Origin of the sequence: Actinoplanes rectilineatus (genome assembly GCF_000962825.1) — a bacterium.
Taxonomy (GTDB): domain Bacteria; phylum Actinomycetota; class Actinomycetes; order Mycobacteriales; family Micromonosporaceae; genus Actinoplanes; species Actinoplanes rectilineatus.
In genome coordinates, this window is record NZ_JZKF01000067.1 from 1 (window position 1) to 23,876 (window position 23,876).

The window sequence follows — 23,876 nt, forward strand, 5'->3', positions numbered from 1 at the left end:
TGAGGGCGGGGCGCATGAGAACGCGACGCCTGAGGGCGCGACGCCTGAGAACGCGACGCATGAAAGCCGCGGGGAAGACATGATCGCCCGCTGGACCCGCGCCGAGGTGATCAAACTGAGCACCCTGCCGTCGCTGCGCCTGACCGCCCTGCTCACCGTCGCCGCCACCCTGTTGCTGACCACCGCCGACGTGCCGGGGCCGGTGCTGGTGCACACCCAGGCCGGGTTCCTGGTCCTGGGGGCGCTGGCCGGCGCTCACGAGCATCAGGGCGGCCGGCAGATCGATGCGACCCTGCTGGCGATGCCGCGCCGAACGGTGCTGCCGGCGGCCCGGTCGGCGGCGCTCGCGGTGGTGACAGTGCCGGTGGCGCTGCTCGCCGCGACCGGTGACGGCCGGCCGGGTGCGTGGCTGTACCTGACCGCCACGACACTCACGGCGGCCGGCGTGGGCGCGCTGCTGCGCAATCCGGTGGCGGCGGTGGGCGCGCTGCTCACCGCGTACCACATCGGGTTTCCGATTCTGATCGCCCGCCTGCCCGCCGCCGGGGCGTGGAGCCCGGGCACCGCCCTGCTCGAACCGGGCCGGGGCGCCGCCGCGATGATCGCCGGGACGGTGCTGGCGCTGCTGGCCGCGACGGTGAGCCTGGCGCGGCGCGACGCCTAGAAGGTCACGAAAGGCTCAGGTCGCGACGGCTGCGGCCGATGTCGGCGTCGTGACCGATGTGACCGAGCCCGTGGACATCCGGCGGCTTGCGGAGCAGTTCAGCTCCCGGCACGGCTATCGGGTGCTGTGCGACGGGCCGCATCAGGTCCTGACCACCGAGCGGGTGCCCGCCCTGGCGGACGACGCGCAGACGGGCGCCGAGACACGCCCACGGGCGGCCTGAGGCCGCGGACGGACCCACCTGAGGACGCGGACGGCCCCCACCCGAGGGCGGAGGCCGTCCGGAGCCGGAACCGTCAGCACTTCAGCCAGGTGACGTGGTAGACCGTCTCCAGGCTGCCGTCCGAGGAGTCCATGGTCAGGAAACTGACCGCGTTCTTCGACGAGTTGTTCTGGTTGACGCGCAACTCGGTGTTCACGTTGAGATAGCGCTTCTCGCCGCACGGCAGATAGGACGTCGAGGTGATGGCGACCCGGTCGCTGCGCTGCCAGGACTCCTCCATCCAGCCCTTGAAATCGTATTTGCTGACGGTGGTGTGCGGTTCGCCCTGGAAGTAGTAGAACGCCGTCTCGGAACCGGTCGCGCCGGCCTCCAGGCGTGCGAAACCGCGGTAGTCGGCGCCGGCGATCGCGTAGGTGAAACCTGACGGGACCTTGACGTCGAGGGCCATCTGACAGTTCTTGCGGAAGTCGGTGGGTTTGGCGCCGGGCCCCACCTGGGCGGTGAACTGGCTGTAGGTCACGGTGAACGCCTTGTTGTCCGGGGACACCGTCACCTCGGCGGTGCCTTTGGGGCAGCCCGAGCCGTTCGCCGCCACCACCGCGATGGTCATTTCGCCGGTGGGTGGTGGGTCGGACGGCCCGCCTGGGACCGGTGCTCCCAGCGTCGCGGCGAGTAGTGCCCCGGCGGTGATCGTGGTCAGCATCTTCTGCCTCCGGATTCGGTCGTGGGAAATGCGCCGTGAATCGCGCCGCTGGAAAACGTACGTTTCGCCGGTCGGGCGGCGCAGCGGATAGCGCGAGCGCAACGCCTCCCGGTGGTGGTCCGGGGCGGTTTATGACCGTCCGGGCGCATCGCGAACGGCCGTCCGGGCAGATATTCCGGAAATGCCGGACGGGTCGGTTCGATCAATGGTAGGCAGGGGCGCCGGTCGACATGCGGGCCCGCCGATGCGACGGTGGAGGGCATGACTGATTTCGATGTCGCGGAGGAGAACAAGGCGAAGTTCCTGGATGCCTTCGGCCGGTTCGCGGCCGGTGACACCAGCGTCCTCGTGGAGATCGTCCGGGAGGACTTCGTCTCGCACACCCCGGGCGCGCCTCCCGGACGGGACGCCTGGATCGAGTTCATCAAGGCGTCGCCGATCGCCACCGCCGAACTCGAACTGCTGCACGTGATCGCCGACGCCGAGTTCGTGGTCGCCCATTACCAACTGACCCCGCAGACCGGGCCGGCCGAGGTGGTCGTCGACATCTGGCGCTTCGAGGCCGGCCTCATCGTCGAACACTGGGATGTTTCGAGACCTCTTTAAAAGCCGGAAAAATGCCGGGGCGTTGCCGGAAGAATTCGGTCAACCCTACGGTCCTGATGACAAAACGGCCGTCATCAGGAGTGCGACATGAGAGTTCGACCCCTTCTGGCCGTGGCGCTGCTGATCGTGACGGGCTTGATCCCGGTGCCCGCGCGCGCCGCGCCGACGGCCACGACCTACACCAATCCGGTCAGTGCCGGGACCGTCGACACGTTCCCCGATCCGGCGGTGATCAAGGCCAAGGACGGTCTCTGGTACGCGTACGGCACCACCAACCCCATCCACCAGAGCGCGGGCGAGACCGGCGAGCACATCCTGCCGGTCCTGTCCTCCGCCGACCTGGTTCACTGGACCCACCGTGGTGACGTCTACGCCCTGGACGCGAAACCGTCCTGGTGGCCGGCCGGCACCCGGGCGTGGGCCCCGGACATCCGGTACATCGACGGGTCGTACCACCTGACGTACTCGCTCTCGGTCGGCGGTGTCGCCCTGCTCACCGGGCCGACGCCGCTCGGGCCGTGGACCGACCACGGGCTGATCGTGCCGTCGGCCGGCAGCGGCTGCCCGACCGGCAACATCGACCAGGCGCTGTTCACCGACACCGACGGCACCCACTACCTCTACTGGGGCAGCTACGACACGATCTGCGTGCAGCGGATGAACGCGTCCGCCACCGCGCGGGTCGGCGAGATCGTCCAGGTCGGGCGGGGACGCCGGGCCGAGGGGTCGTTCGTGGTGCACCGGTACGGCTTCTACTACCTGTTCTTCTCGGATGCGGGCTGCTGCGACGGTGCGTTCAGCGGATACACCGTGAAGGTGGGCCGGTCCACCAGCCCGCTCGGCCCGTTCGTCACCCCGACCGGTGTCGACCTGATGGACCTGACCAGCAAGGACGGCATCGTCCTGACCGCGAACGGCGACCGCTGGATCGGGCCGGGTCACAACTCCGTCGCCACCGACCTGGCCGGCCAGGACTGGCTGGTCTACCACGCTATCTCCTCGGCCGACCCGGACTTCCCGCCGGTCACCGGCGCGAACGGGGCCACGCTGCGACTCACCAAGCGGCCCCTGATGATCGACCGGCTGGACTGGATCGACGGCTGGCCGGTGGTCCGCGCCGGGGCCGGGCCGTCGAACTCGCCGCAGGCCGCGCCGGTCACCGCGCCGGTGGTGAGCGTCTCCGGCGGGCCGGGTGCGTGGCCGGTGGTGGACGGCGCGCTGGTGGCGGAGGGTCCCGGGACGTCGTTGAGCCGCCGGACGGTCTCCGGGGACGTCCGGGTCGAGGCCGACCTGCGGGACGGGGCCGGGCTGGTGATCGCCTACCGGGACAGCGCCGACAACGTGACCGCGTGGCTGGACGAGAGCGCCGATCGCCTCGTGGTGGAAACGGCGGCTCACGGACGGCGTACCCGGAAAGAGGTTGATCTGCCTGATGGTTTCTCGCACCGGAACTGGCACACGGTCGCGGCGGAACGGCGCGGCCGGACCCTGACCGTCGAGGTCTCCGCGGACCGTCTGCGGGATGCGGTCGCCACGGTCACCGTCACCACAGCGCTGACCGATGGGCGTATCGGTGCCGCCGCCCGTGGGAAGGGCGCCGCGGCGGACAACATCAGCGCCGCCCCGCTCGCGGAACCGGTCACCCGCCGCGTTCCGGATCCGGAGATCGGGGCCCTTCTGCCCGGCTATTCCGACGAATTCGACGGCACCGCCGACCCGGCGTGGCAGTGGGTGCGCGGCGACGCCGCCACCGCGACGGTGCGCGGTGGCGCCCTGGTCTGGCCGACGCGGGCGGGCGAGTTGTATCTGGGCGACAACACCGCGCCGGTGCTGACCCGGCCCGCTCCCACCGGCGATTTCACCGTCGAGACGAAACTGACCTTCGACGGTACGCGGGGCAACCAGCAGGCCGGTCTGCTGCTCTATCAGAACGACGATCGCTATTTCAAACTCGTCCATTCGGTCCTGCCGCTGAGCGGGTCGAACGAGGTCTTGCACCAGACCGAGTTCGGCAAGGAGGGCGAACGGCCCACCTACAGCCCGCCGGTCGCGGTGGCGAACGCGCCGATGTTCGCCGGTCCGGCGCGGGCGACGACGTGGTTGCGGCTGCGCTACACCTTCGACGCGGTGCACGGCGAGGACGAGGTGCGGGCGGCCTCCAGCGTCGACGGGGTGACGTGGACGTGGGCCGGGGTGTGGACGCTGCCGCACACCGGTGACTACCGCATCGGGTTGATTTCGATGAATGCCACCGGGGCCACCGGAACGTTCGATTACGTTCGCAGTCACCAGATGTGACCGCCGTCGCGGGCCCGCCGGATGTCCGTCGTGAGTTCGGTCTCATCGGCGGCGTGATTTTCCCACGATCTGGCGGGCCGCGATCGAACACGGAGTGAACGGCGCCGATCCGAAAAGGAAAGATCATCGTGGCGGTCGCGGTGACGTGCCGTTTCGCGCACTCCCTGTGCCGGTAAGCGAAAGATCTTGCGATAGCGATCCCGGTCACTGATCCGACGGAGATTCGAAGGTTACGGCGAGTTCGCCGTAAGCTCTCCTCGACACAGTGCCGTACTCTAGAATTCCTATAAGTCTAGTGGGTATTATGTGGACACCCCTGACGACGGGAGACCGGGATGACGACCGTGCACGATCTGCGACGTGTCGATGATGAGGCGTTCCAACAGCTTCTCGACCGCAACGCCGTATGGCAGCGGATGGTGGCCGTCGGGGACCGGCTGCCGGACCTGCCGTTGCTCGAGGCGGACCTCGGGCCGATCCACCTCGACCGGCTGCTCGACACCGGGCCGGTGGTGCTGATGTTCGTCCGGTTCGCCGGGTCCGCCGACTGCGAGGCCGCGCTGCGCGCGTACCGGAAGAGCCTGCTGCCCGAACTGACCCGTCTCGACGCGCACCTGGTCGCGGTCAGCCCGCAGGCGCCGGCCCGGCTCGCCGCCGTCAAGCACCGCGAGGAGCTCGACTTCTTCGTCGCCTCCGACCCGCGGCACGTGCTGATCGACGCGCTCAACATCGGTTTCAGCAGCCCCGGGGCCGACCGCGTGCTCGGCACCCGCCGTTCGGTGCTGCCGTTCGCCTCGGTCGTGGTGGCCGACCGGGCGGGTGTGGTGCGGTTCGCGGACATCCGGGCCAACTGGTCCGATCCGGTGCCCGCCGCCGAGATCGTGCAGACGGTGGCATCGATGAGTTGACATTAGTTAACAATCCATACGACTCTTTGAGAGCGCTCTCCCCGCGCGCTCCTGAAGGGAGTCGTTCCCCATGTTCAAAAAAGCCGCCCTTCTCCTGCTCACCCTGCTGAGCGGCCTGCTGGTCGCACCCACCCCCGCCCAAGCCGTCGGCCCGGCCCTGCTCCCGGTGACCCTCACCAACACCACCGGACGATCCGAAGCCGTCTACCTGTACGTCCTCGGCACCAACCTGAGCACCGGCCGCCTCGGCTACGTCAACGCCGCCGGCACGTTCACCGCCTGGACCGGCGGCTCGGTGCCCCCGTCGGCGGCACCCGACGTGTCCATCGCCGGCCCGGCCAACGGCCAGAGCAAGACCATCCAGGTACCGCGCGGCATCTCCGGACGGATCTACTTCTCCGTCGGCAAGAAGATCGACTTCTACCTGGTCACCGGCGGCGCCCTCGTGCAACCGGCACCCTGGGCCGCCGGCGACACCAACCGGGACACGCTCTTCGACTGGAGCGAATTCACCTACAACGACGCCGGGCTGTGGCTCAACAGCTCCCAGGTCGACATGGTGAGCATCCTGCACAAGGTCCAGGTGACCGGCGCCAACGGCGTCACCACCAGCACCGGCACCCCGGTCTCCGGCGGCCGGAACAACATCATCAACGGCATCAAGGCGCAGCCCGACTTCGCGGGCTCGGTCTACACCCGATCCTCGGACGGCCTGGTGCTGCGCGTCCTCGCCCCCGGCAAAGCCGGCATCAGCGGGACGTTCTTCGAGCCGTACATCACCAGCGCCTGGAACGCGTACGCGAGCAAGACCCTGACCGTGGTGCCGTTCGCCGACCAGCCCGCCGTCAAATACTTCGGGCGCACCAGCGGCAGCGTCATGACGTTCACGAACACGTCCGGCGCCACCGTCGCCAGCTTCACCAAGCCGTCGGTCGCCAACGTGTGGAACTGCGACGGCAACCTGTTCGCCCCCAACGACCTGGTGGTCGGGCCGATCGCACGGACCCTCTGCGCGGCGCTCAACCGCACGACGCTCGGGACCATCGACACCCAGCCGAGCACGAACGCCGCCCAGTTCTACACCGCCACACCCACCAACCAGTACGCCAAGCTCGCCCACCAGAACCACGTGGACGGCCGCGCCTACGCCTTCGCGTTCGACGACGTCGGCGGATTCGAATCGCTGGTCTCCAGCAACGACCCGCGCGCCGCCGGAATCACGCTGAGCCCGCTCTGAGCCGATTGGTTTCCCCGGCTCTTTCGGCGAGCATCGCGCAGAACAGTTCGCCCTGCTCGATCGCGTCGTCAAGCGCCACATGAGTGTGCCGTGCCGCGCCGAACCACCGGCGCGGCATGGCCCTTTTCACGGTCGCCCGGTAATCGGTGCCGAGAAGCGCCATCGCGTACGTCTTGAGATCGAGTGCCGAATGCGCGAACGGACTCGAACCCGCGAACCGGATCAGATACCAGTACACGAACATGAAGTCGAAGGCCGCCGGATAGCCGACGAAGACCGGCCTGCCCGGAAGCTCCTCCAACCACGAGCGATAGCGGACCATCACCGATTCCGGGTGCTCGGTGTCCGCGCGGCAGGCCGCCCACGCCTCCGGCTGGGTCTCCCACCAGGCCATCGTGTCCGGGTGCCCAGCCGCGTCCGGCAGCGTCTGCAGGTTCGCCGAGAAGGTGGCGGCGAGCCTGCCGTCGGCGGTGAACGCGGCGGACCCGAAACTCAGCATCGAGTGCGGCCCGGGAATCGGGCCGTCGGTCTCGACGTCGGTGCTCACGTAGATCTCCGGTCGCCCCATGCCGCGAATCCTAAGGGGCACCGGTTCGTCCCCACGCCGCTATCGGCCGACCGCGTCGGTGGAGGAGGCCACGGTGGATCGCCGCGACATCGCCGGGGAGCAGGGCGTTTCTCCTGCGCTCTTCTCGGGGTACGCGCACAGCGCGGTCCCGCCGTAAACCGGTGGCAGGTCGGCCGTCCGGCGAGCTACTGTCCTCGGCATGTCTCTCGTACACGGTCTGCAGCTGCCCTCAGTGGTGGCTCCCGTGTGCGTGCTCAGCCTGCGCAACGGCGCTGATACCCGAGTCTGACCCTTCCCCGCCAGCAGCAGAACCCAGGGGAAGGGTGGCTGCTCCGTGCGCGGTTCTGGCGCGTCCCGTCTGGCAGCGGGACGCGTTCCGTCCATGCCTCGCATCCAGTGAGGGTGATCAATAATGGCCAAGAGCCAGTTCGTACGCAACAAGCCGCACGTCAACATCGGCACGATGGGGCACGTCGACCACGGGAAGACGACCCTGACCGCCGCGATCACCAAGGTCCTCGCCGACCGGGACCCGGCCTCCAACCGGTATGTCGCGTTCGAGGGGATCGACCGGGCGCCGGAGGAGGCGGCCCGCGGCATCACCATCACCATCGCGCACGTGGAGTACGAGACGGCGGCGCGGCACTACGCGCACGTCGACATGCCCGGCCACGCCGACTACGTGAAGAACATGATCACTGGGGCGGCGCAGGTGGACGGGGCGATCCTCGTCGTGTCGGCGCAGGACGGGTCGATGCCGCAGACACGGGAGCACGTCCTGTTGGCGCAGCGGGTCGGCGTACCCCATCTGGTCGTCGCCTTGAACAAGAGCGACATGGTGGACGACCCGGAGCTGCTCGACCTGGTCGAGTTGGAGGTTCGTGAGCTGCTGAGCGAGTACGGGTTCCCGGGCGACGAGGTGCCGGTGGTGCGGGTGTCCGCGCTGAAGGCGATCGAGGGTGACCCGCGCTGGGTGGGTTCGATCGTGGCGTTGCTCGATGCGGTCGACGACTATGTGCCGGTTCCGCCGCGGGAGTTGGCGGAGCCGTTCCTGATGCCGATCGAGAACGTGTTGTCGATCAGCGGGCGGGGGACCGTGGTCACCGGCAAGGTGGAGCGCGGCGAGTTGCGTGCCGGTGAGGCCGTGGAGGTGGTCGGTCTCGGGCCGACGATCGCCAGTGTGGCCACCGGTCTGGAGACGTTCGGCCGGGTCCTCGAGTCGGCGCAGGCGGGGGACAACGCCGCCGTGCTGCTGCGCGGGGTCAAGCGTGAGCAGGTGCAGCGTGGCCAGGTGCTCGCGGCGCCGGGTTCGGTGCGCCCGCACCGGGTCTTCCGGGCCCGGATGTACGCGTTGACGAAGGAGGAGGGCGGACGGCACACCCCGTTCGCGGCGGACTACCGGCCGCAGTTCTACTTCCACACCACCGACGTGTCCGGTGGCATGGACCTCGGCGACCGTGACCTGGTCATGCCGGGGGACACCCTGGAGGAGGTCACGGTGACCCTGGGGAAGGAGATCGCCCTGGAGGCCGGTCTCGGCTTCGCGGTCCGGGAGGGCAACCGGACGGTGGCCGCCGGGACGGTGACCGCGGTCCTGGACTGATCACCTGAGGGGCCTGGCGTGACGCGTCAGGCCCCTCAGTGATCGACAAACCCTGTTCATGAGTATCGAAATGGTGAATCTCCCTTCGCATAGGCACAAATCCGGCGGGGTATCGGAGTGGCATCCGACGAAAGGAGACCCTCATGATCACGAACGAGCAGGTGGGAGCCCTCTACGGAAGCGACGTCTACGACCGGGACGGCGATCGGATCGGTGAGATCGGCGCGGTCTGGGGCGACGCCACCGGCACGCCGACCTGGGCGAGCGTCCGCACCGGACTGTTCGGACTGGGCGAGTCGCTCTTCCCCCTGCGGGGCGCGGACCTGCGGGCCGGGCGGGTGACGGTGCCCTACGAGAAACGCCAGGTCAAGGACGCTCCGAACGTCGACGCCGACCACGACGAGCCACTGGAGGAAGACGAGGTGGAGCGCCTGTACGCGCACTACGGACTCAACAGTGGCACCGCCGGGCGTACCGACCACGACTGGGATCACGTCAACCGCGCCGACGACGCCATGACCCGTTCCGAGGAACGGCTGGAGGTCGGCACCGAACGGGAGGCGGTCGGCCGGGCCCGGCTGCGCAAATACGTGACCACCGAACAGCAGCAGGTCCGGGTGCCGGTGGCCCGGGAGGAGGTGCGGCTCGAACGTGAGCCGATCACCGCGGCCAACCGGGACCGGGCGTACTCCGGACCGGAACTCTCCGAGAGCGAACACGAGGTGACCCTGCACGCCGAACGCCCGGTCGTCGACCGGGAGACCGTGCCGGTCGAGAGGGTCCGCCTCGGCACCGAGACCGTCACCGACGAACGCACCGTCGACGGCGAGATCCGCAAGGAACACATCGAGGCCGACATCCCCGGCGACCGCCGGGGCCGGCACGCCGTCGACTGACCCCCGACCCGACCGCCCCCGGCCGTCACAGCCGGGGGCGACCCACGTCAGCGCAGGTCCGGGACGTCGACGACGATCAGTTCGGTGTCGCCGGCACGGCCCGGTCACACGGGCCGGCGACGCGGGCCGGCGAGCACCGGTACTGGCTGGACTCGCCGGACGGTGTGCCGGTCAGGTGACCGGCCGGAAGCGGCGCAGGCGCAGGCTGTTGGCGACCACGAAGACCGAGCTGAAGGCCATCGCCGCGCCCGCGATCATCGGGTTGAGCAGGCCCGCGGCGGCCAGGGGCAGGGCGGCCACGTTGTACGCGAACGCCCAGAACAGGTTGCCCTTGATCACTCGTAGGGTGCTGCGGGAGAGGCGGATCGCGTCCACCGCGGCGGTCAGGTCGCCGCGGACCAGTGTCAGGTCGGACGCCTCGATGGCCACGTCGGTGCCGGTGCCCATGGCCAGGCCCAGGTCGGCCTGGGCGAGGGCGGCCGCGTCGTTCACGCCGTCGCCGGCCATCGCCACGACCCTGCCCTCGGACTGGAGGCGCCGGACGACGGCCACCTTGTCGGCCGGCAGCACCTCGGCGATCACGTCGTCGATGCCCACGTCGGCGGCGACCGCGCGGGCGACCGTCTCGTTGTCGCCGGTCAGTAGTACCGGGTGCAGGCCGAGGCGTTTGAGGCCGGTGACGGCGTCACGGCTGGACGGTTTGACCGTGTCGGCGACGGCCAGCACACCCCGGGCCGCGCCGTCCCAGCCGGCGACGACCGCCGTCTGACCGGCCGCTTCGGCGTCGGCTACGGCCTTCTCGACCTCGGCCGGGATGGCGAGGTCTTCGCGCCGCAGCAGGGCGATCCGTCCCACGAGGACGGCCCGGTCGCCGACTCTTCCGCGTACCCCGAGGCCTTCGATGTTCTGGAAATCGGTCACCGGGGACTTGTCGGCATCAGAGAGCGCGACGGCGATGGGATGTTCCGAGCCGGCTTCGACCGAGGCGACCAGGGTGACCAGTTCGTCACGGGAGACGCCCGGGGCGGGGACGACGGCGGCGAGCGACATCGTGCCGGTGGTGACCGTGCCGGTCTTGTCAAGGACGATCGTGTCGATGCGCCGGGTCGATTCCAGCGCCTCCGGGCCCTTGATCAGGATGCCGAGCTGGGCGCCCCGGCCGGTACCGACCAGCAGGGCGGTCGGGGTGGCCAGGCCCAGGGCGCACGGGCAGGCGATGATCAGGACGGCGACCGCCGCGGTGAACGCCGTCGTCCAGCCGGCACCGGCGCCGAACCACCAGCCCTGGGTGGCCACGGCCAGGGCGATCACGATCGGGACGAAGACGCCGGAGATCCGGTCGGCGAGCCGCTGCACCTCGGCCTTGCCGGCCTGGGCGTCCTCGACGAGGCGGGCCATCTGCGACAGCTGGGTGTCGGCGCCGATCCGGGTGGCCCGGACGATCAGCCGGCCGCCGGCGTTGACGGTGCCGCCGGTGACGTCGCCGCCGGGGCCGACCTCCACCGGCACGCTCTCGCCGGTGAGTAGTGATCGGTCGATCGCCGAGGAACCCTCGTCGACGACGCCGTCGGTGGCGATCTTCTCGCCGGGGCGGACCACGAACCGGTCGCCGACCGCGAGCTGTTCGACCGGGATCCGGACCTCGGTGCCGTTGCTGAGCACCGCCACGTCCTTGGCGCCCAGTTCGAGCAGGGCGCGCAGCGCGTCACCGGCCCGCCGCTTGGAACGGGCCTCGAACCAGCGCCCGGTCAGCAGGAACATCGTCACGCCGGCGGCGGTCTCCAGGTAGATGTTGCCGGTGCCGTCACCGCGTTCGATGGTGAGGCGGAACGCGTGGGTCATGCCGGGTTCGCCGGCCGTGCCGAGGAACAGCGCCCACAGGGACCAGCCGAACGCGGCGATCGTGCCCAGCGAGATGAGGGTGTCCATGGTCGCGGCGCCGTGCCGCAGGTTGATCGCGGCGGCCCGGTGGAAGGGCCACCCGCCGTAGACGACGACCGGCGCGGCCAGCACCAGGGACGCCCACTGCCAGTAGGTGAACTGCCAGGACGGGACCATGGCGAGAGCGATCACGGGTACGGTCAGCGCGATCGTGACGAGCAGCCGGGTGAGCAACGGGTCGGATCGTTCCGGCGGCTCGGGCGTGTCGGCGACGGGGAGCGCGGCGGTGTAGCCGGTCTTCTCCACCGTCGCGATCAGGTCGGCGGCGGTGATCGCCCCGTCGACCGTGACGGTGGCCTTCTCGGTGGCGTAGTTGACCGACGCGGTCACGCCGTCCATCCGGTTGAGCTTCTTCTCGATCCGGGACGCGCAGGAGGCGCAGGTCATCCCGCCGATCGCCAGTTCGATCCGCTGGGGGGCGAATTGCAGGGCCATCGCTTGCCTCCTATTCGTGGGTGTGGCCGTCGGCGTCGTGGCCCGTGGGATCCGCGGGCGGGGCGACGCCGGAGGTGGTCGCCGTGAATGCGGCCGTGTGCACCTTGTCGCCGTGCTGGAAGTCCAGGTAGAGACGGTAGACCCCGGCGGACGGGACCTCGGCGGAGAAGGTGACGGCCGGGCCGTCGGACGGGTGCACGTGGAGGTACGCGAGATCGCCGTCCCGGAGCACGACCAGATGTCCGAGCGCTCCCAGGTAGGGCTGCAGGTCGGTGACCGGCTGCCCGTCGCGGCTCACCGTCAGGGTGAGCGGGGAGGAGGTTCCGGCGACCAGGTCGCCGGTGAGCGTCACGGTGTAGCCGTCGACCTCGGCGGTGCGGGCCGGCGCCGGGAGCGGAACCGGTTGGTAGTCGCCCGGGGCCGGCACGTCCACGCCGAGGGTGAGCGCCTCGTGGCCGCTGGGCTGGAAGTCGGCGAACACCCGGTACTGACCCGGATCGGTCACGGCGAGCGGGACACTCCAGGTGCCGTCGCCGTCGAGGGCGGGGTGCACGTGCTGGAAGCCGGTGAGGTCACGGCGGACCACGATGAGGTGCAGGTCCTTCTCGTGGTTCGGGGTGTAGGCGGTGACCGGCGCGCCGTCGGGTCCGAGGATCCGGAAGCGGAACGGCTGAGCCGCATCGAGGCCCAGGCGGGTGGTCAACGGCTCGAGACGGTAGCCGTCCTCGACGACCTGAAGGCCGCCGGGAAGAGCGGCCTGAAGGCCGCCAGGAAGAGCCGGAACGGGACTTTCGGTAGGGGCGTGACCATGCGACACCGGGGCAGGATCAGTGGAAGGCCCGACCACCCGGCCCGCGCCGGCTGCCGCACCGAAGACCATGACCAGCCCGATCGCGTACGCGGTCAGCCGGACCGGTGTGTTCACGAGGCGCTGCCCAGCTCGTATCCGGCCTCGTCGACGGCCGCCCGCACGGTCTCGAGGTCGAGGACGTCCTGCGAGGTGACGGTGACGGCGCCGGTGGGCAGGTCGACGTCGACGCCGGTGACGCCGGGGATGCCGCTGATCTCGGTGGTCACCGATCCGGCACAGTGCCCGCAGGTCATGCCGAGGACTGAATAGGTGGTGGTCTGCATGGCGGACTCCTCTTCGTCGGTGGTTCGTCTCCCACGTTACACATACCGGGTAGGGGTATCAACGTCGGCTCACGGTAGGATGACACCCATGACCAACCCGGCGCCGACCCGCGGATACACGGCCAGCAAGGACAACCTGCAGTCGCGGCTGCGCCGGATCGAGGGGCAGGTCCGGGGCATCGACCGCATGGTCGAGGACGACCGCTACTGCATCGACATCCTCACCCAGATCTCGGCGATCCAGGCCGCCCTCGACAAGGTCGCACTGGGGCTGCTCGACGGGCACGCCCGGCACTGCATGCACGAGGGCGCGCAGGAGGGCCGGGCCGACGAGATGGCCTCCGAGCTGATGGCCGCCGTCGGCCGCCTGATGAAACGCGGCTGAGCTACGACGCGTGGATCGGGTCGGACAGGTCCCGCAGGGGAGTTCCGGAGCCGCCCCAGGTCGACGCGACGATCTCGGCGGCGATGGCCACGGCGGTCTCCTCGGGAGTGCGCGCGCCCAGGTCCAGCCCGATCGGGGCGCGCAGGCGGGACAGCGCCTCCTCGGTGACGCCGAGTTCCCGGAGCCGGGCGAGACGGTCCTCGCAGGTGCGCCGGCTGCCCATCGCCCCGATGTACCGGGCGGGGGTATGCAACGCGACCTGCAGCAGCGGCACGTCGAACTTCGGGTCGTGGGTGAGCACGCACAGCACCGTGCGCTCGTCGACCACGGTCCGTTCGAGATAACGGTGCGGCCACTCGACGACGACCTCGTCGGCCTCCGGGAAACGGGCCGGGGTGGCGAACACGGCACGGGCGTCGCAGACCGTCACGTGGTAACCGAGGAACGTGCCGATCCGGGCCACCGCGGCGGCGAAGTCGATCGCCCCGAACACGATCATGCGGGGTGGAGTGGCCCAGGACTGCACGAACACCTCACGACCACAGGACTGGACCATGCCGGTACGCCCCTGGGCGAGCATTCCGGCGGCCTGCTGAGCGGCCGAACGATCCAGCTCGGCGTCACCGAGCGTGCCGGTCACGTCGCCGTCCGGGCGGATCACCAGGTGGGCGCCGGGGACCGACGCGACGGCCACCGGGCGGCCCTCGGCGAGATCGGACAGCCACGCGTCGAGACCGGGCATGGCGGTGTCCGGCTGGACCGTGATCTCGATGGTCCCGCCGCAGGTCAGCCCGGCCTCCAGGGCATCGCCGTCGCTCACCCCGTACACCTGTGTCTGCGCCTTGCGGGTTTGGATGACCTCTTGGGCGGCGGCGTAGACGGCCCCCTCGACACACCCTCCGGAGACGCTGCCGAGCACCTCGCCGTGCTCGTTGACGGCCATCGCGGCACCCGGCCGGCGGGGTGCGGAACGCCAGGTGTGCACCACCGTGGCCACCGCGAACGCGGTTCCGGCGGCGCGCCAGGCGAGGAGGCCGGGGGCGATGTCGCGCATTCCCCGCACGATCCGTGATCTTCGCGGCGGAGTCAACGACCGGTTAAGCGAACGCTTAGGTCACTGTTGACATTGGATGCCCGCGGCGGGAGGGTCGGCGCGACTTCGCGGGAGGTGCAGGGTGCAGGTGCCGGCTCCGTTCGAATACGAACGTGCCACGAGTGTGGATCACGCCATCGGTCTGCTGGAACGGCTGGGAGGCACGGCCCGTCTGGTGGCCGGCGGGCACAGCCTGCTGCCGATGATGAAGCTGCGGCTGGCGAACTTCGAGTATCTGATCGACATCAACGATCTGCACGGCGAACTGGGCTACATCCGGCTCGGCGCGGGTGAGGTGCGGATCGGGGCGATGACCCGGCACCGGGAGCTGCTGGAGTCGGACGGCCTGGCCACCGTCCTGCCGATCTTCCGGGACGCCGAGCGGGTGATCGCCGACCCGATCGTGCGCAACCGGGGCACGCTGGGCGGTTCGCTGTGCCAGGCGGATCCGTCCGAGGACCTGTCCGCGGTGTGCACGACGCTGGACGCGAGCTGTGTGATCCGCGGTCCGGGCGGCGCCGAGCGGGTGGTGTCGATGGAGGAGTTCCACGTCGGGCCGTACGAGACGGCGGTGGCGGAGAACGAGATGCTCACCGAGGTGCGGATTCCTCTCAAAGCGGGCCGGACCGGGAGCGCCTACGCCAAAGTCGAGCGGCGGGCCGGTGACTGGGCCGTCGTCTCGGCCGGCTCCGCGGTCGTCCTCGAGGACGGCAGGATCGTCGACGCGCGCGTCGGGCTGGCCGCGGTCGGGCCCAACACCACCGGCATCCCGGAGATCTCCGCGGCGCTGCGCGGCCACGAGCCCGGCGAGGACATGTACGAGCTGGCCGGCGCGATCGCGGCCCGCAGCTGCGACCCGTCGACCGACAGCCGCGGGAGCGCCGACTACAAGCGGCACCTGGCGGACGAGCTGACCCGGCGCACCCTGCGCACGGCCGTGGAACGGGCGAGGAGCTGAGCTGATGCAGGTCACCATGACCGTCAACGGGGACGAGTACACCCGGGAGATCGAGGGCCGGCTGCTGCTCGTGCACTTCCTGCGCGACGTGCTGAGCCTGACCGGTACGCACTGGGGCTGCGACACCAGCAACTGCGGCACCTGCGTGGTGTGGATGGACGGCGAGCCGGTGAAGTCGTGCACCGTGCTCGCGGCGATGGCCGGCGGGCGCGAGGTGCGCACCGTCGAGGGCCTCGCGAACGGCGCCGAGCTGGACCCGATCCAGGAGGGTTTCCGGCAGTGCCACGGCCTGCAGTGCGGGTTCTGCACGCCGGGGATGCTGATGACCTGCCGGGCGCTGCTCGACAAGAACCCGGACCCGTCCGAGGCGGAGATCCGCGAGGCGATCTCGGGGCAGATCTGCCGGTGTACGGGCTACGCATCCATTGTCCGGTCGGTGAAATGGGCGGCTTCTCAGGAGAACCAGGCGGTGACGAAGTGACTGCGGTTTTCGAGAACAACGACCTCAAACCGATCGGCTACGGCCGGATGCTGCGCAAGGAGGACCCCCGTCTGCTGCGCGGGCGCGGGAAGTTCACCGACGACGTGCAGCTGCCCGGCATGCTGCACCTGGCGATCCTGCGCTCGCCGTTCGCCCACGCGAAGATCGTCAGTATCGACACCAGTGCCGCCGAGGCCTCGCCCGGGGTCAAGGCGGTCGTCACCGGCGAGACCCTCAAAGGTCTGGGCCTGGCCTGGATGCCGACACTCTCCAACGACGTGCAGGCCGTGCTCGCCACCGACAAGGTGCGCTTCCAGGGCCAGGAGGTGGCGTTCGTCGTCGCCGAGGACCGCTACCAGGCCCGGGACGCCCTGGAGCTGATCGACGTCGAGTACGACGTGCTCGACCCGGTGATCGACGTGCGCAAGGCGCTCGCACCGGACGCCCCGCTCATCCGCGACGACCTCACCGACAAGACGGACAACCACGTCTTCGACTGGGAGACCGGCGACGAGGCCGAGACGAACCGGGTCTTCGAGCGCGCCGACGTGATCGTCAAGGAGGACATCGTCTATCCCCGGGTGCACCCGGCGCCGATGGAGACCTGCGGTTCGGTCGCCGACTTCGACCCGGTCGAGGGCCGGCTGAAGCTCTGGTCGACGACCCAGGCCCCGCACGCGCACCGCACCCTCTACGCGATCGTGGCCGGCCTGCCGGAACACAAGATCCAGGTGATCGCGCCGGACATCGGCGGCGGCTTCGGCAACAAGGTGCCGATCTATCCCGGGTACGTGTTGAGCATCGTCGGCTCCATCGTCACCGGCAAACCGGTGAAGTGGATGGAGGACCGGTCGGAGAACCTGATCAGCACCGGTTTCGCCCGCGACTACATCATGCGGGCGGAGATCGCCGCGACCCGCGAGGGCAGGATCCTGGCCATCCGTACGAACGTGCTCGCCGACCACGGCGCGTTCAACGGCACGGCAGCCCCGGTGAAATACCCGGCCGGCTTCTTCGGGGTGTTCACCGGCAGTTACGACATCGAGGCCGCGCACTGCAAGATGACCGCGGTCTACACCAACAAGGCGCCGGGCGGGGTCGCGTACGCCTGCTCGTTCCGGATCACCGAGGCGGTCTACCTGGTCGAGCGGATCGTCGACTGTCTCGCCCACGAGCTGGCGATGGACCCGGCCGAGCTGCGGCTGAAGAACTTCATCCAGCCGGAGCAGTTCCCGTACACCACCAAGACCGGCTGGGTGTACGACTCCGGCGACTACGAGCCGACCATGCGGCTGGCCATGGAGATGGCCGGCTACCAGGAGCTGCGCAAGGAGCAGGAGCTCAAGCGGGCCCGCGGCGAGCTGATGGGCATCGGCATCTCGTTCTTCACCGAGGCGGTCGGCGCCGGCCCCCGCAAGAACATGGACATCCTCGGACTGGGCATGGCCGACGGCTGCGAACTGCGGGTCCACCCGACCGGCAAGGCCGTGGTGCGACTCTCGGTGAAGACCCAGGGCCAGGGCCACGAGACGACCTTCGCGCAGATCATCGCCGAGGAACTGGGCATCCCGCCGGACGACATCGACGTGGTGCACGGCGACACCGACAACACGCCGTTCGGGCTCGGCACGTACGGCAGCCGGTCGACGCCGGTCTCCGGGGCGGCCGCCGCGCTGGTGGCCCGCAAGGTCCGCGACAAGGCGCAGCTGATCGCCTCGGCGATGCTCGAGGTGTCGGTCGCCGACCTGGACTGGGTCAAGGGCGGCTTCCAGGTCAAGGGCGACCCGGGCAAGTCCGTGACGATCCAGGACATCGCGATGCGCGCGCACGGCGCGGGCGACCTGCCGGACGGCATGGAGGGCGCGCTCGAGGCGCAGATCTGCTACAACCCGTCGAACCTGACGTACCCGCACGGGGCGTACATCTGCGTGGTCGACATCGACCCGGGCACCGCCGAGGTGAAGGTGCGCCGGTTCATCGCGGTCGACGACTGCGGCACCCGGATCAACCCGATGATCATCGAGGGGCAGGTGCACGGCGGCCTCACCGACGGCGTCGGCATGGCACTGATGGAGATGATCTCCTTCGACGAGGACGGCAACTGCCTGGGCGCCTCCCTGATGGACTACCTGATCCCGACCGCGCTCGAGGTGCCCGACTGGGAGACCGGCTACACCGTCACCCCGTCGCCGCACCACCCGATCGGCGCGAAGGGCGTGGGGGAGTCCGCCACCGTCGGCTCGCCGCCGGCGATCGTCAACGCCGTCGTCGACGCGCTCAAACCGTTCGGGGTCCGGCACGCGGACATGCCGCTCACCCCGTCCCGGGTCTGGGACGCGATGCGCGGCCGGGCCACCCCGCCGATCTGATGCTCACCGAACGCGTATCCCAGTTGACGGCGGCCCGCCGGCCGTTCGTGCACGCCACCGTGGTCCGGGCCCAGCAACCCACCTCCGCCCGGGCCGGCGACGACGCGGTGATCCTCGCCGACGGGTCCATCGAGGGCTTCGTCGGCGGGGTCTGCGCGGAGACCTCCGTGCGGGCCGCCGCACTGGACACGCTGCGCGACGGCGACTCGGTCCTGCTGCGGGTCCTGCCCGAGGACGCCGAGACCTTCCCGGATACGCCGGGCGCCCTCGTCGTGGTCAACCCCTGCCATTCCGGCGGAGCGATCGAGATCTTCCTGCAGCCGGTCCTTCCCCGGCCCCTGGTCGCGGTCGTCGGACACACCCCGATGGGTACGGCGGTCGCCGAGCTCGCCGGATACCTGGACTTCGAGGTCGCCCCGCCCGGGGAGTACTCCGGGGTGACCGCGGTCGTGGTCGCCGGACTGGGCAGGGAGGAGGAACCGGCGATCCGGGCGGCACTGGACGCCGGCGCCGGATACATCGCGCTGGTCGCCAGCCACCGGCGCGCCCAGGCGATGCTGGACGCGATGAACCTCGACCACGGCGAGCGGGCGCGGATCCGGCCGCATCCCGGGATCGACATCGGTGCCCGTACCCCCAAGGAGATCGCCCTGTCCGTCCTGGCCGAGGTCGTCCGGGAGATCCGGGTCGGTGGCCTCGCCGCCCCGGCGTCCACAGCCCGCAGCGGAGGCACCCACGCCGAGGCGATGGCCCTGACCATCGTGCCGCTGGGCAGGGCCGAGACCGCGGTCGACCCGGTCTGCGGGATGACCGTGGTGATCGGCCCGGACACGCCACACGCGACGGTCGGCGGCGAACAGCACTGGTTCTGTTGCCCCGGCTGCCGGACGAAGTTCACGGCGGCCTGATCCATGGGAGTGACCGGACTGGTGCTCGCCGCCGGGGGATCACGGCGTCTCGGCGAGGCGAAACAGCTTCTGCCGTTCCGCGGGCGCACGCTCCTGGACGCCACCCTGGGCATGGCCCGAACCTGCGGCTTCGACGAGATCCTGGTAACCCTGGGCGGTTCGGCCGAGGCCGTGCGGGCCCGGGTGGATCTCTCCGGGGTACGCGTGATCGAGAACGCCGACTTCGCCTCCGGCTGCGGATCGTCGATCAGTTCCGTGGTGCCGCACCTGAGTGACGTCGCCGACCGGCTGGTGCTCCTGCTCGGCGACCAGCCCGGCGTCCGTCCCAGCGACGTCCGCCGTCTCGCCGAGACGGACACGCCGCTGGGGGTCCTCCGGTACGCCGACGGGCTCGGCCACCCGTTCCTGTTCCGCCGTGAGGTGTTCGGCGACCTGTCCCGCCTGCACGGCGACAAGGCGGTCTGGAAACTGCTGCACTCCGGCCGCTATCCGGTGACCGAGGTGGACGCGGGCGGGACGGTGCCGATCGACGTGGACACCCGCGACGACTACGAGCGTCTGCTGGCGGGCGAGGCACAGTGAAGGATCCCGCCGACGTCGCCGGCCGGCTCGACGCCGTCGACTACCTCGTCGACGACGGCCTGGCGATGGCGTTGTTCCTGGCGTTGCGCCTGGGCAAACCGCTGCTGCTCGAGGGCGAACCGGGCGTCGGCAAGACCGCGGCCGCGAAAGCCCTGGCCCGCGCGCTGGACACCCCGTTCATCCGGCTGCAGTGCTACGAGGGCCTGACCGCCGGGGAAGCCCTGTACGAGTGGAACTACCAGCGGCAGCTGCTGCACATCCGGCTGGCCGAGGCCCGCGGGGCGACCGTCGGCGACGCCGACCTGTTCACCGCCGACTTCCTGCAGGAACGGCCGATCCTGCGTGCGGTACGGCACGACGGCCCGACCCCGCCGGTGCTGCTCATCGACGAGATCGACCGGGCCGACGACGAGTTCGAGGCGCTGCTCTTCGAATTCCTCGGCGAAGCCGCGATCACCGTCCCGGAACTGGGCACGTTCGCCGCGACCCGGCCGCCGGTCGTGGTGCTCACCTCCAACCGCAGCCGCGACCTGCACGACGCCCTGCGCCGCCGGTGCCTGTACCACTGGATCGAGTTCCCCGCGCCGGACCGGGCCGCGGCGATCGTCCGGCGGGCCGTCCCCGGCGCGGGCGAACCACTGATCCAGGACGTCACCGTGTTCATCGGCAAGGTCCGCCGGCTCGACCTGGACAAGGCGCCCGGACTCGCCGAGACCATCGACTGGGTGTCGGCGCTCGCCGCGCTCGGGGCCACCACGCTCGCCCACGAGGACGTCCTGCGCACCATCGGGACCATCGCCAAGACCCCCGACGACCGGATCCTGGTCGCCGAGGCCGTACACCGGGAGACCCGACCATGAAGATCACCAACGAGTTCGTCGTGCACACCCCGATCGACAAGGCCTGGGAGGTCCTGACCGACCTGGAGGGCATCGCGCCGTGCATGCCGGGAGCACAGCTCACCGGGGTGGAGGGCGAGGTGTACAAGGGCAAGGTGAAGGTCAAGGTCGGGCCGGTGATCTCGGACTTCGCCGGGACGGCGCAGTTCACCGCCAAGGACGACGCGGAGTACCGGGCGGTGATCGACGCCAAGGGGCGGGACGCGCGGTCGGCGGGCAACGCGGCGGCGGTCGTGACGGCGTGGCTGACGGCGGAGGGCCCGGACAGCACCAAGGTCAGCGTCGACACCGACCTGAAGATCAGCGGGAAGCTGGCCCAGTTCGGCAGCGGCATGATCAAGGAGGTGTCGGGGAAGCTGCTGACGCAGTTCGTCGCCAACCTCGAGGCGAAGCTGGCGTCCGACACGGCTGAGCCGGTTTCGCCTGCGCCGGTTTCGCCTGCGCCGGTTTCGTCCGTGCCGGACCCCTCCGCGGGAGAGGTCGACGAAGCCGCCGGGCGGGTCGCGACCGCGGCGGGCACCCCCGATCCGATCGCCCCGCTCAACGCCACCGACGGCGACGTCCAGAAAGCCGCCGACATTCCGCAGGCCGCCCCCCGGACCACCTTCACCGTCCGGGACGAGCCCGCGCCGATCGACCTGCTCGACGTGGCCGGCTCGTCCGTCTACAAGCGGGCCCTCCCGGTGATCGCCGGCGCGGCTGTGGTCGTCGCCGCGGTCGTCTGGTTCGTTGCCCGTCGCTGACCCCGCACCCGGAGGCGGCAAGGCTCTGGCACCGTCCGCGCCTTTGATGCTCCGGGGCGTCGACCGGGCCGCGTTCGCCGTCGCGTTCGCGGCCCGGCTCCGCCGCGCGGGACTCCCCGCCGGCCTGTCCGAGACCGGCGACCTGATCCGGGCGCTGGACGCCGGCCCGCCGGACTCCCGCACGACGCTGTACTGGACGGCGCGGGTCACGCTGGCCCGCCGCCACGCCGACCTGGCCGTCTTCGACCGGGTCTTCGCGGCCGTCTTCGACGACACCCCACCGTTGCCGCTGACCCGCCCGGCCGCCCCGCCGAACCGCCGCGACGACACGGTGCACGTCCCGGTCCCGGCGGGCGGCGACGACACCATCGACGGAGGCGGCCTGCCCTGGGCCACACTGCCCCCGCCGGTGGCCGCCGACGACACCGGTGCCGACTCCGGCCTCGCCGTCCCCGACCTGCGCCCCAGCGAACTGGCAGCCCTGGCGGAACGACCGTTCGAGGAACTCGACGAGACGCAGACCGCGGCGCTCGGGGCGATGCTGGCCGAGGCGCTGACCCGGTGGCCGCGACGGCGTACCCGAAAACACGCTGTCGACCCACGCGGCCGGCGCGTGTCGTTGCGCGCCACCATCGCCCGCGCCCGCCGGACCGGATGGGAAGCCGTCGACGTGGTCCGGGAGCGTCCGGTCCGCCGCCCCCGCCGGGTCGTGCTGCTCTGCGACCTCAGCGCGTCGATGAGCGCGCAGGCGGCCGCCTGTCTGCAACTCATGCGGGCGTTCGCCAGGGTCGCCGACGCGGAGGCGTTCGGGTTCGCCACGACGCTGACCCGGCTCACCCCGGCACTGCGGCACGTGTCGGCGACCGAGGCGGTGGCGCAGGCGTCCGCGGCGGTGGGGGACCGGTTCGGCGGAACACGGATCGCCGCGAACCTCGGGGCTGTTCTCGACTCCCACCACGGGAACGCCCTCCGCGGCGGCGTGGTGATCATCGCCTCGGACGGGTGGGACAGCGCGCCACCGGAGGCCATGACGGCGGTGATGCGGCGGTTGCGGCGGCGCGCGTACACCGTGATCTGGTTGAATCCCCGCGCCGGAACACCCGGCTTCGCCCCGCGGGTGGCCGCGATGGCCGCCGCCCTGCCCTTCTGCGACCTGCTCCTGCCGGCCGCGACCTTCCAAGACCTGCTGGACCTGGCCGGGCACCTGCGGGATCTCAGCTCCAGAGGGTCACGTGGCCGGGTGGTGCCCAGTTCCTGAGGGTCACGTGGCTGGGCGGTGCTCAGCTCCAGAGGGTCACGTGGACGGACGGTTTGAAGCGGGCCACGTTGACGCCGGTGCCGCGCATCATCGCCTGGATGGCGCGCGGCGTGGACGCGAACCGGGCCAGTTCGGCGGCAGCCGACGGATTCCCGGGCTCGGTCAGGATCTGCGAGTGCCAGACGTCCTCCAGGGTCGCGTGCGGGCACCCGAACTGCACCAGATGTCCCTTGCGGACGTCCTGCGCCACGGTGAACGCCAGGGCGGCGGCCACCCCGCGTCCCCGTTTCGCCTCCTCGAGCGCCGCCGTATGACTCTGGAAGATCTGTTGACGGTCGTCCGGGACACCGAGCCGGCGCAGCAGCGTGCGGATCGCCCCGGCGTCGGCCACCGCCGACGGTCCGAGCAGCCAGGTCTGGTCGCGCAACTGTCTCGCCGACGGTGACGCCCCCGCCAGCGGATGATCCGGGCCGGTCACCGTCACGATCTTGTAGTACATCACCGGTCGGCAGGTCACAGCCGGGTCCGGCACCACCGGCGGCGGTCCGATGGCGATGTCGACGGTCCGGTCCAGCAGGCCCGCCGCGAACGTCCCCGGGTTGCGGACACTCAGCTCCAGGTCGAGGTCGGCGGCCCGGCCGGCGAACAGCTCGATCAGCCCCGGCGCCGCGTGCTCGGCGAACAGGCTGGACGCGCCGACCCGCAGCAGCCGGCGCCCCTGACCGGCCGAACTGACCTCCAGCACGGTGATGTCCTGCAGCCCGAGCAGTTCGGTGGCCCGGCTGGCCAGGCGCAACCCGCCCGGTGTGAAGCTGAGACCGGCCCCGGTCCGGGAGAACAGCTGGTCGCCGAGCTCCTTACGCAACTGTCCGATGTGCAGCGACACGGCGGACTCGGAGACCTCCAGCTGGGCCGCGGCCCGCTTGACCGAGCCGCAGCGGACCACCGCGGAATAGGCGCGTAATTGGGTGGGGGTCACAGCCC

The 23,876-nt window shown here is 70.5% G+C and carries 25 protein-coding genes; 18 read left to right on the top strand and 7 right to left on the bottom strand.

Annotated elements, in window-relative coordinates; translation table 11 throughout:
* Together WH85_RS47655 and WH85_RS50925 are read left to right on the top strand one after the other, a co-directional pair.
* Window positions 1–664: hypothetical protein (locus WH85_RS47655; RefSeq protein ID WP_211275536.1), on the top strand; the 664-nt coding region annotated here is incomplete at its 5' end.
* Window positions 665–713: 49 nt separating this feature from the next.
* The gene (locus WH85_RS50925; protein WP_157411389.1) at window positions 714–887 is read left to right on the top strand and encodes a hypothetical protein; all 174 of its coding nucleotides are present in this window, start codon (window positions 714–716) and stop codon (window positions 885–887) included.
* A 73-nt stretch (window positions 888–960) separates the two neighbouring features.
* On the opposite strand, the gene WH85_RS34310 is transcribed toward WH85_RS50925, so the two are convergent.
* A complete protein-coding gene (locus tag WH85_RS34310; protein WP_045746257.1) occupies window positions 961–1,590 on the bottom strand; it encodes a DUF4360 domain-containing protein in 630 nt (209 codons plus the stop codon).
* A 261-nt stretch (window positions 1,591–1,851) separates the two neighbouring features.
* Between WH85_RS34310 and WH85_RS34315 the strand changes: the two genes are divergently transcribed.
* The 4 genes from WH85_RS34315 (at window position 1,852) to WH85_RS34330 (ending at window position 6,639) form a co-directional block, all read left to right on the top strand.
* Window positions 1,852–2,196 carry a nuclear transport factor 2 family protein gene (locus WH85_RS34315; protein WP_052721007.1) on the top strand — a complete coding sequence of 115 codons (345 nt, stop codon included), beginning with the start codon at window positions 1,852–1,854 and terminating at the stop codon, window positions 2,194–2,196.
* An 87-nt stretch (window positions 2,197–2,283) separates the two neighbouring features.
* Window positions 2,284–4,494, top strand: coding sequence for a family 43 glycosylhydrolase (locus tag WH85_RS34320; protein WP_045746258.1), 2,211 nt, complete (start codon window positions 2,284–2,286; stop codon window positions 4,492–4,494).
* Window positions 4,495–4,829: 335 nt separating this feature from the next.
* Window positions 4,830–5,402, top strand: coding sequence for a redoxin domain-containing protein (locus WH85_RS34325; protein WP_045746259.1), 573 nt, complete (start codon window positions 4,830–4,832; stop codon window positions 5,400–5,402).
* A 70-nt stretch (window positions 5,403–5,472) separates the two neighbouring features.
* Window positions 5,473–6,639, top strand: coding sequence for a beta-1,3-glucanase family protein (locus WH85_RS34330; protein WP_045746260.1), 1,167 nt, complete (start codon window positions 5,473–5,475; stop codon window positions 6,637–6,639).
* Here the strand turns inward: WH85_RS34330 and WH85_RS34335 are convergent.
* On the bottom strand, window positions 6,620–7,207 hold the full coding sequence (locus WH85_RS34335) for a 3'-5' exoribonuclease domain-containing protein (RefSeq protein WP_045746261.1): 588 nt from the start codon (window positions 7,205–7,207) through the stop codon (window positions 6,620–6,622). The two genes, WH85_RS34330 and WH85_RS34335, sit on opposite strands and share 20 nt — an antisense overlap.
* Between WH85_RS34335 and WH85_RS50930 the strand changes: the two genes are divergently transcribed.
* The 3 genes from WH85_RS50930 (at window position 7,206) to WH85_RS34345 (ending at window position 9,706) form a co-directional block, all read left to right on the top strand.
* Complete coding sequence (locus WH85_RS50930) at window positions 7,206–7,364, top strand: hypothetical protein (protein WP_157411390.1); 159 nt, start codon at window positions 7,206–7,208, stop codon at window positions 7,362–7,364. The two genes, WH85_RS34335 and WH85_RS50930, sit on opposite strands and share 2 nt — an antisense overlap.
* Window positions 7,365–7,619: 255 nt before the next feature.
* Window positions 7,620–8,810 carry an elongation factor Tu gene (gene tuf, locus WH85_RS34340; protein ID WP_045746262.1) on the top strand — a complete coding sequence of 397 codons (1,191 nt, stop codon included), beginning with the start codon at window positions 7,620–7,622 and terminating at the stop codon, window positions 8,808–8,810.
* Between the two features lie 143 nt (window positions 8,811–8,953).
* Window positions 8,954–9,706 carry a DUF2382 domain-containing protein gene (locus WH85_RS34345; protein WP_045746263.1) on the top strand — a complete coding sequence of 251 codons (753 nt, stop codon included), beginning with the start codon at window positions 8,954–8,956 and terminating at the stop codon, window positions 9,704–9,706.
* Between the two features lie 171 nt (window positions 9,707–9,877).
* On the opposite strand, the gene WH85_RS34350 is transcribed toward WH85_RS34345, so the two are convergent.
* From WH85_RS34350 to WH85_RS34360, 3 genes are read right to left on the bottom strand one after another with little or no spacing between them, the layout of a single operon-like run.
* On the bottom strand, window positions 9,878–12,082 hold the full coding sequence (locus tag WH85_RS34350; protein WP_045746264.1) for a heavy metal translocating P-type ATPase: 2,205 nt from the start codon (window positions 12,080–12,082) through the stop codon (window positions 9,878–9,880).
* A 10-nt stretch (window positions 12,083–12,092) separates the two neighbouring features.
* The gene (locus WH85_RS34355) at window positions 12,093–13,007 is read right to left on the bottom strand and encodes a hypothetical protein (protein ID WP_045746265.1); all 915 of its coding nucleotides are present in this window, start codon (window positions 13,005–13,007) and stop codon (window positions 12,093–12,095) included.
* Window positions 13,004–13,216: a heavy-metal-associated domain-containing protein gene (locus WH85_RS34360; protein ID WP_045746266.1), complete on the bottom strand. Its 213-nt coding sequence runs from the start codon at window positions 13,214–13,216 to the stop codon at window positions 13,004–13,006. Before WH85_RS34360 ends, WH85_RS34355 begins: the two co-directional genes overlap by 4 nt.
* An 88-nt stretch (window positions 13,217–13,304) precedes the next feature.
* Between WH85_RS34360 and WH85_RS34365 the strand changes: the two genes are divergently transcribed.
* Complete coding sequence (locus tag WH85_RS34365) at window positions 13,305–13,601, top strand: metal-sensitive transcriptional regulator (RefSeq protein WP_045746267.1); 297 nt, start codon at window positions 13,305–13,307, stop codon at window positions 13,599–13,601.
* A gap of 1 nt (window position 13,602) precedes the next feature.
* Here WH85_RS34365 and WH85_RS34370 read toward each other — a convergent pair whose 3' ends face one another.
* Window positions 13,603–14,655, bottom strand: a complete 1,053-nt coding sequence (locus WH85_RS34370) for an XdhC family protein (RefSeq protein ID WP_045746268.1) — start codon at window positions 14,653–14,655, stop codon at window positions 13,603–13,605.
* A gap of 76 nt (window positions 14,656–14,731) precedes the next feature.
* Here WH85_RS34370 and WH85_RS34375 point away from each other — a divergent pair, with 76 nt between their 5' ends.
* Genes WH85_RS34375 through WH85_RS34410 form a run of 8 tightly spaced genes read left to right on the top strand, consistent with a single transcriptional unit; the run spans window position 14,732 to window position 22,892 of the window.
* The gene (locus tag WH85_RS34375; protein WP_281179114.1) at window positions 14,732–15,652 is read left to right on the top strand and encodes an FAD binding domain-containing protein; all 921 of its coding nucleotides are present in this window, start codon (window positions 14,732–14,734) and stop codon (window positions 15,650–15,652) included.
* 4 nt (window positions 15,653–15,656) lie between these two features.
* A complete protein-coding gene (locus WH85_RS34380) occupies window positions 15,657–16,133 on the top strand; it encodes a (2Fe-2S)-binding protein (protein ID WP_045746270.1) in 477 nt (158 codons plus the stop codon).
* Window positions 16,130–18,502: an aerobic carbon-monoxide dehydrogenase large subunit gene (locus WH85_RS34385; protein ID WP_045746271.1), complete on the top strand. Its 2,373-nt coding sequence runs from the start codon at window positions 16,130–16,132 to the stop codon at window positions 18,500–18,502. Before WH85_RS34380 ends, WH85_RS34385 begins: the two co-directional genes overlap by 4 nt.
* Window positions 18,502–19,410 (top strand): XdhC family protein, encoded by a 909-nt coding sequence (locus WH85_RS34390; RefSeq protein WP_083449468.1) that lies wholly within the window; start codon window positions 18,502–18,504, stop codon window positions 19,408–19,410. Before WH85_RS34385 ends, WH85_RS34390 begins: the two co-directional genes overlap by 1 nt.
* A gap of 3 nt (window positions 19,411–19,413) precedes the next feature.
* The gene (locus WH85_RS34395; RefSeq protein WP_045746272.1) at window positions 19,414–19,992 is read left to right on the top strand and encodes a nucleotidyltransferase family protein; all 579 of its coding nucleotides are present in this window, start codon (window positions 19,414–19,416) and stop codon (window positions 19,990–19,992) included.
* Window positions 19,989–20,852 (top strand): AAA family ATPase, encoded by an 864-nt coding sequence (locus tag WH85_RS34400; RefSeq protein WP_045746273.1) that lies wholly within the window; start codon window positions 19,989–19,991, stop codon window positions 20,850–20,852. The genes WH85_RS34395 and WH85_RS34400 overlap by 4 nt, the downstream gene beginning before the upstream one ends.
* Window positions 20,849–21,634: an SRPBCC domain-containing protein gene (locus tag WH85_RS34405; protein ID WP_045746274.1), complete on the top strand. Its 786-nt coding sequence runs from the start codon at window positions 20,849–20,851 to the stop codon at window positions 21,632–21,634. Before WH85_RS34400 ends, WH85_RS34405 begins: the two co-directional genes overlap by 4 nt.
* Window positions 21,621–22,892 (top strand): vWA domain-containing protein, encoded by a 1,272-nt coding sequence (locus WH85_RS34410; protein ID WP_245674216.1) that lies wholly within the window; start codon window positions 21,621–21,623, stop codon window positions 22,890–22,892. Before WH85_RS34405 ends, WH85_RS34410 begins: the two co-directional genes overlap by 14 nt.
* A 22-nt stretch (window positions 22,893–22,914) precedes the next feature.
* Here WH85_RS34410 and WH85_RS34415 read toward each other — a convergent pair whose 3' ends face one another.
* Complete coding sequence (locus tag WH85_RS34415) at window positions 22,915–23,871, bottom strand: LysR family transcriptional regulator (RefSeq protein WP_045746276.1); 957 nt, start codon at window positions 23,869–23,871, stop codon at window positions 22,915–22,917.
* Between the last annotated feature and the right edge of the window lie 5 nt (window positions 23,872–23,876).

What these genes read in the sequence shown, in the direction of transcription:
- WH85_RS34370 (WP_045746268.1), bottom strand. Translation starts at nt 14,655, where the DNA reads ATGCGCGACATCGCCCCCGGCCTCCTCGCCTGGCGCGCCGCCGGAACC.
- WH85_RS34365 (WP_045746267.1), top strand. Translation starts at nt 13,305, where the DNA reads ATGACCAACCCGGCGCCGACCCGCGGATACACGGCCAGCAAGGACAAC.
- WH85_RS34345 (WP_045746263.1), top strand. Translation starts at nt 8,954, where the DNA reads ATGATCACGAACGAGCAGGTGGGAGCCCTCTACGGAAGCGACGTCTAC.
- WH85_RS50930 (WP_157411390.1), top strand. Translation starts at nt 7,206, where the DNA reads ATGCCGCGAATCCTAAGGGGCACCGGTTCGTCCCCACGCCGCTATCGG.
- WH85_RS34330 (WP_045746260.1), top strand. Translation starts at nt 5,473, where the DNA reads ATGTTCAAAAAAGCCGCCCTTCTCCTGCTCACCCTGCTGAGCGGCCTG.
- WH85_RS34320 (WP_045746258.1), top strand. Translation starts at nt 2,284, where the DNA reads ATGAGAGTTCGACCCCTTCTGGCCGTGGCGCTGCTGATCGTGACGGGC.
- WH85_RS34335 (WP_045746261.1), bottom strand. Translation starts at nt 7,207, where the DNA reads ATGGGGCGACCGGAGATCTACGTGAGCACCGACGTCGAGACCGACGGC.
- WH85_RS34405 (WP_045746274.1), top strand. Translation starts at nt 20,849, where the DNA reads ATGAAGATCACCAACGAGTTCGTCGTGCACACCCCGATCGACAAGGCC.
- WH85_RS34360 (WP_045746266.1), bottom strand. Translation starts at nt 13,216, where the DNA reads ATGCAGACCACCACCTATTCAGTCCTCGGCATGACCTGCGGGCACTGT.
- WH85_RS34380 (WP_045746270.1), top strand. Translation starts at nt 15,657, where the DNA reads ATGCAGGTCACCATGACCGTCAACGGGGACGAGTACACCCGGGAGATC.
- WH85_RS34325 (WP_045746259.1), top strand. Translation starts at nt 4,830, where the DNA reads ATGACGACCGTGCACGATCTGCGACGTGTCGATGATGAGGCGTTCCAA.
- WH85_RS34310 (WP_045746257.1), bottom strand. Translation starts at nt 1,590, where the DNA reads ATGCTGACCACGATCACCGCCGGGGCACTACTCGCCGCGACGCTGGGA.
- WH85_RS34395 (WP_045746272.1), top strand. Translation starts at nt 19,414, where the DNA reads ATGGGAGTGACCGGACTGGTGCTCGCCGCCGGGGGATCACGGCGTCTC.
- WH85_RS34375 (WP_281179114.1), top strand. Translation starts at nt 14,732, where the DNA reads ATGCCCGCGGCGGGAGGGTCGGCGCGACTTCGCGGGAGGTGCAGGGTG.
- WH85_RS34315 (WP_052721007.1), top strand. Translation starts at nt 1,852, where the DNA reads ATGACTGATTTCGATGTCGCGGAGGAGAACAAGGCGAAGTTCCTGGAT.
- tuf (WP_045746262.1), top strand. Translation starts at nt 7,620, where the DNA reads ATGGCCAAGAGCCAGTTCGTACGCAACAAGCCGCACGTCAACATCGGC.
- WH85_RS34390 (WP_083449468.1), top strand. Translation starts at nt 18,502, where the DNA reads ATGCTCACCGAACGCGTATCCCAGTTGACGGCGGCCCGCCGGCCGTTC.
- WH85_RS34350 (WP_045746264.1), bottom strand. Translation starts at nt 12,082, where the DNA reads ATGGCCCTGCAATTCGCCCCCCAGCGGATCGAACTGGCGATCGGCGGG.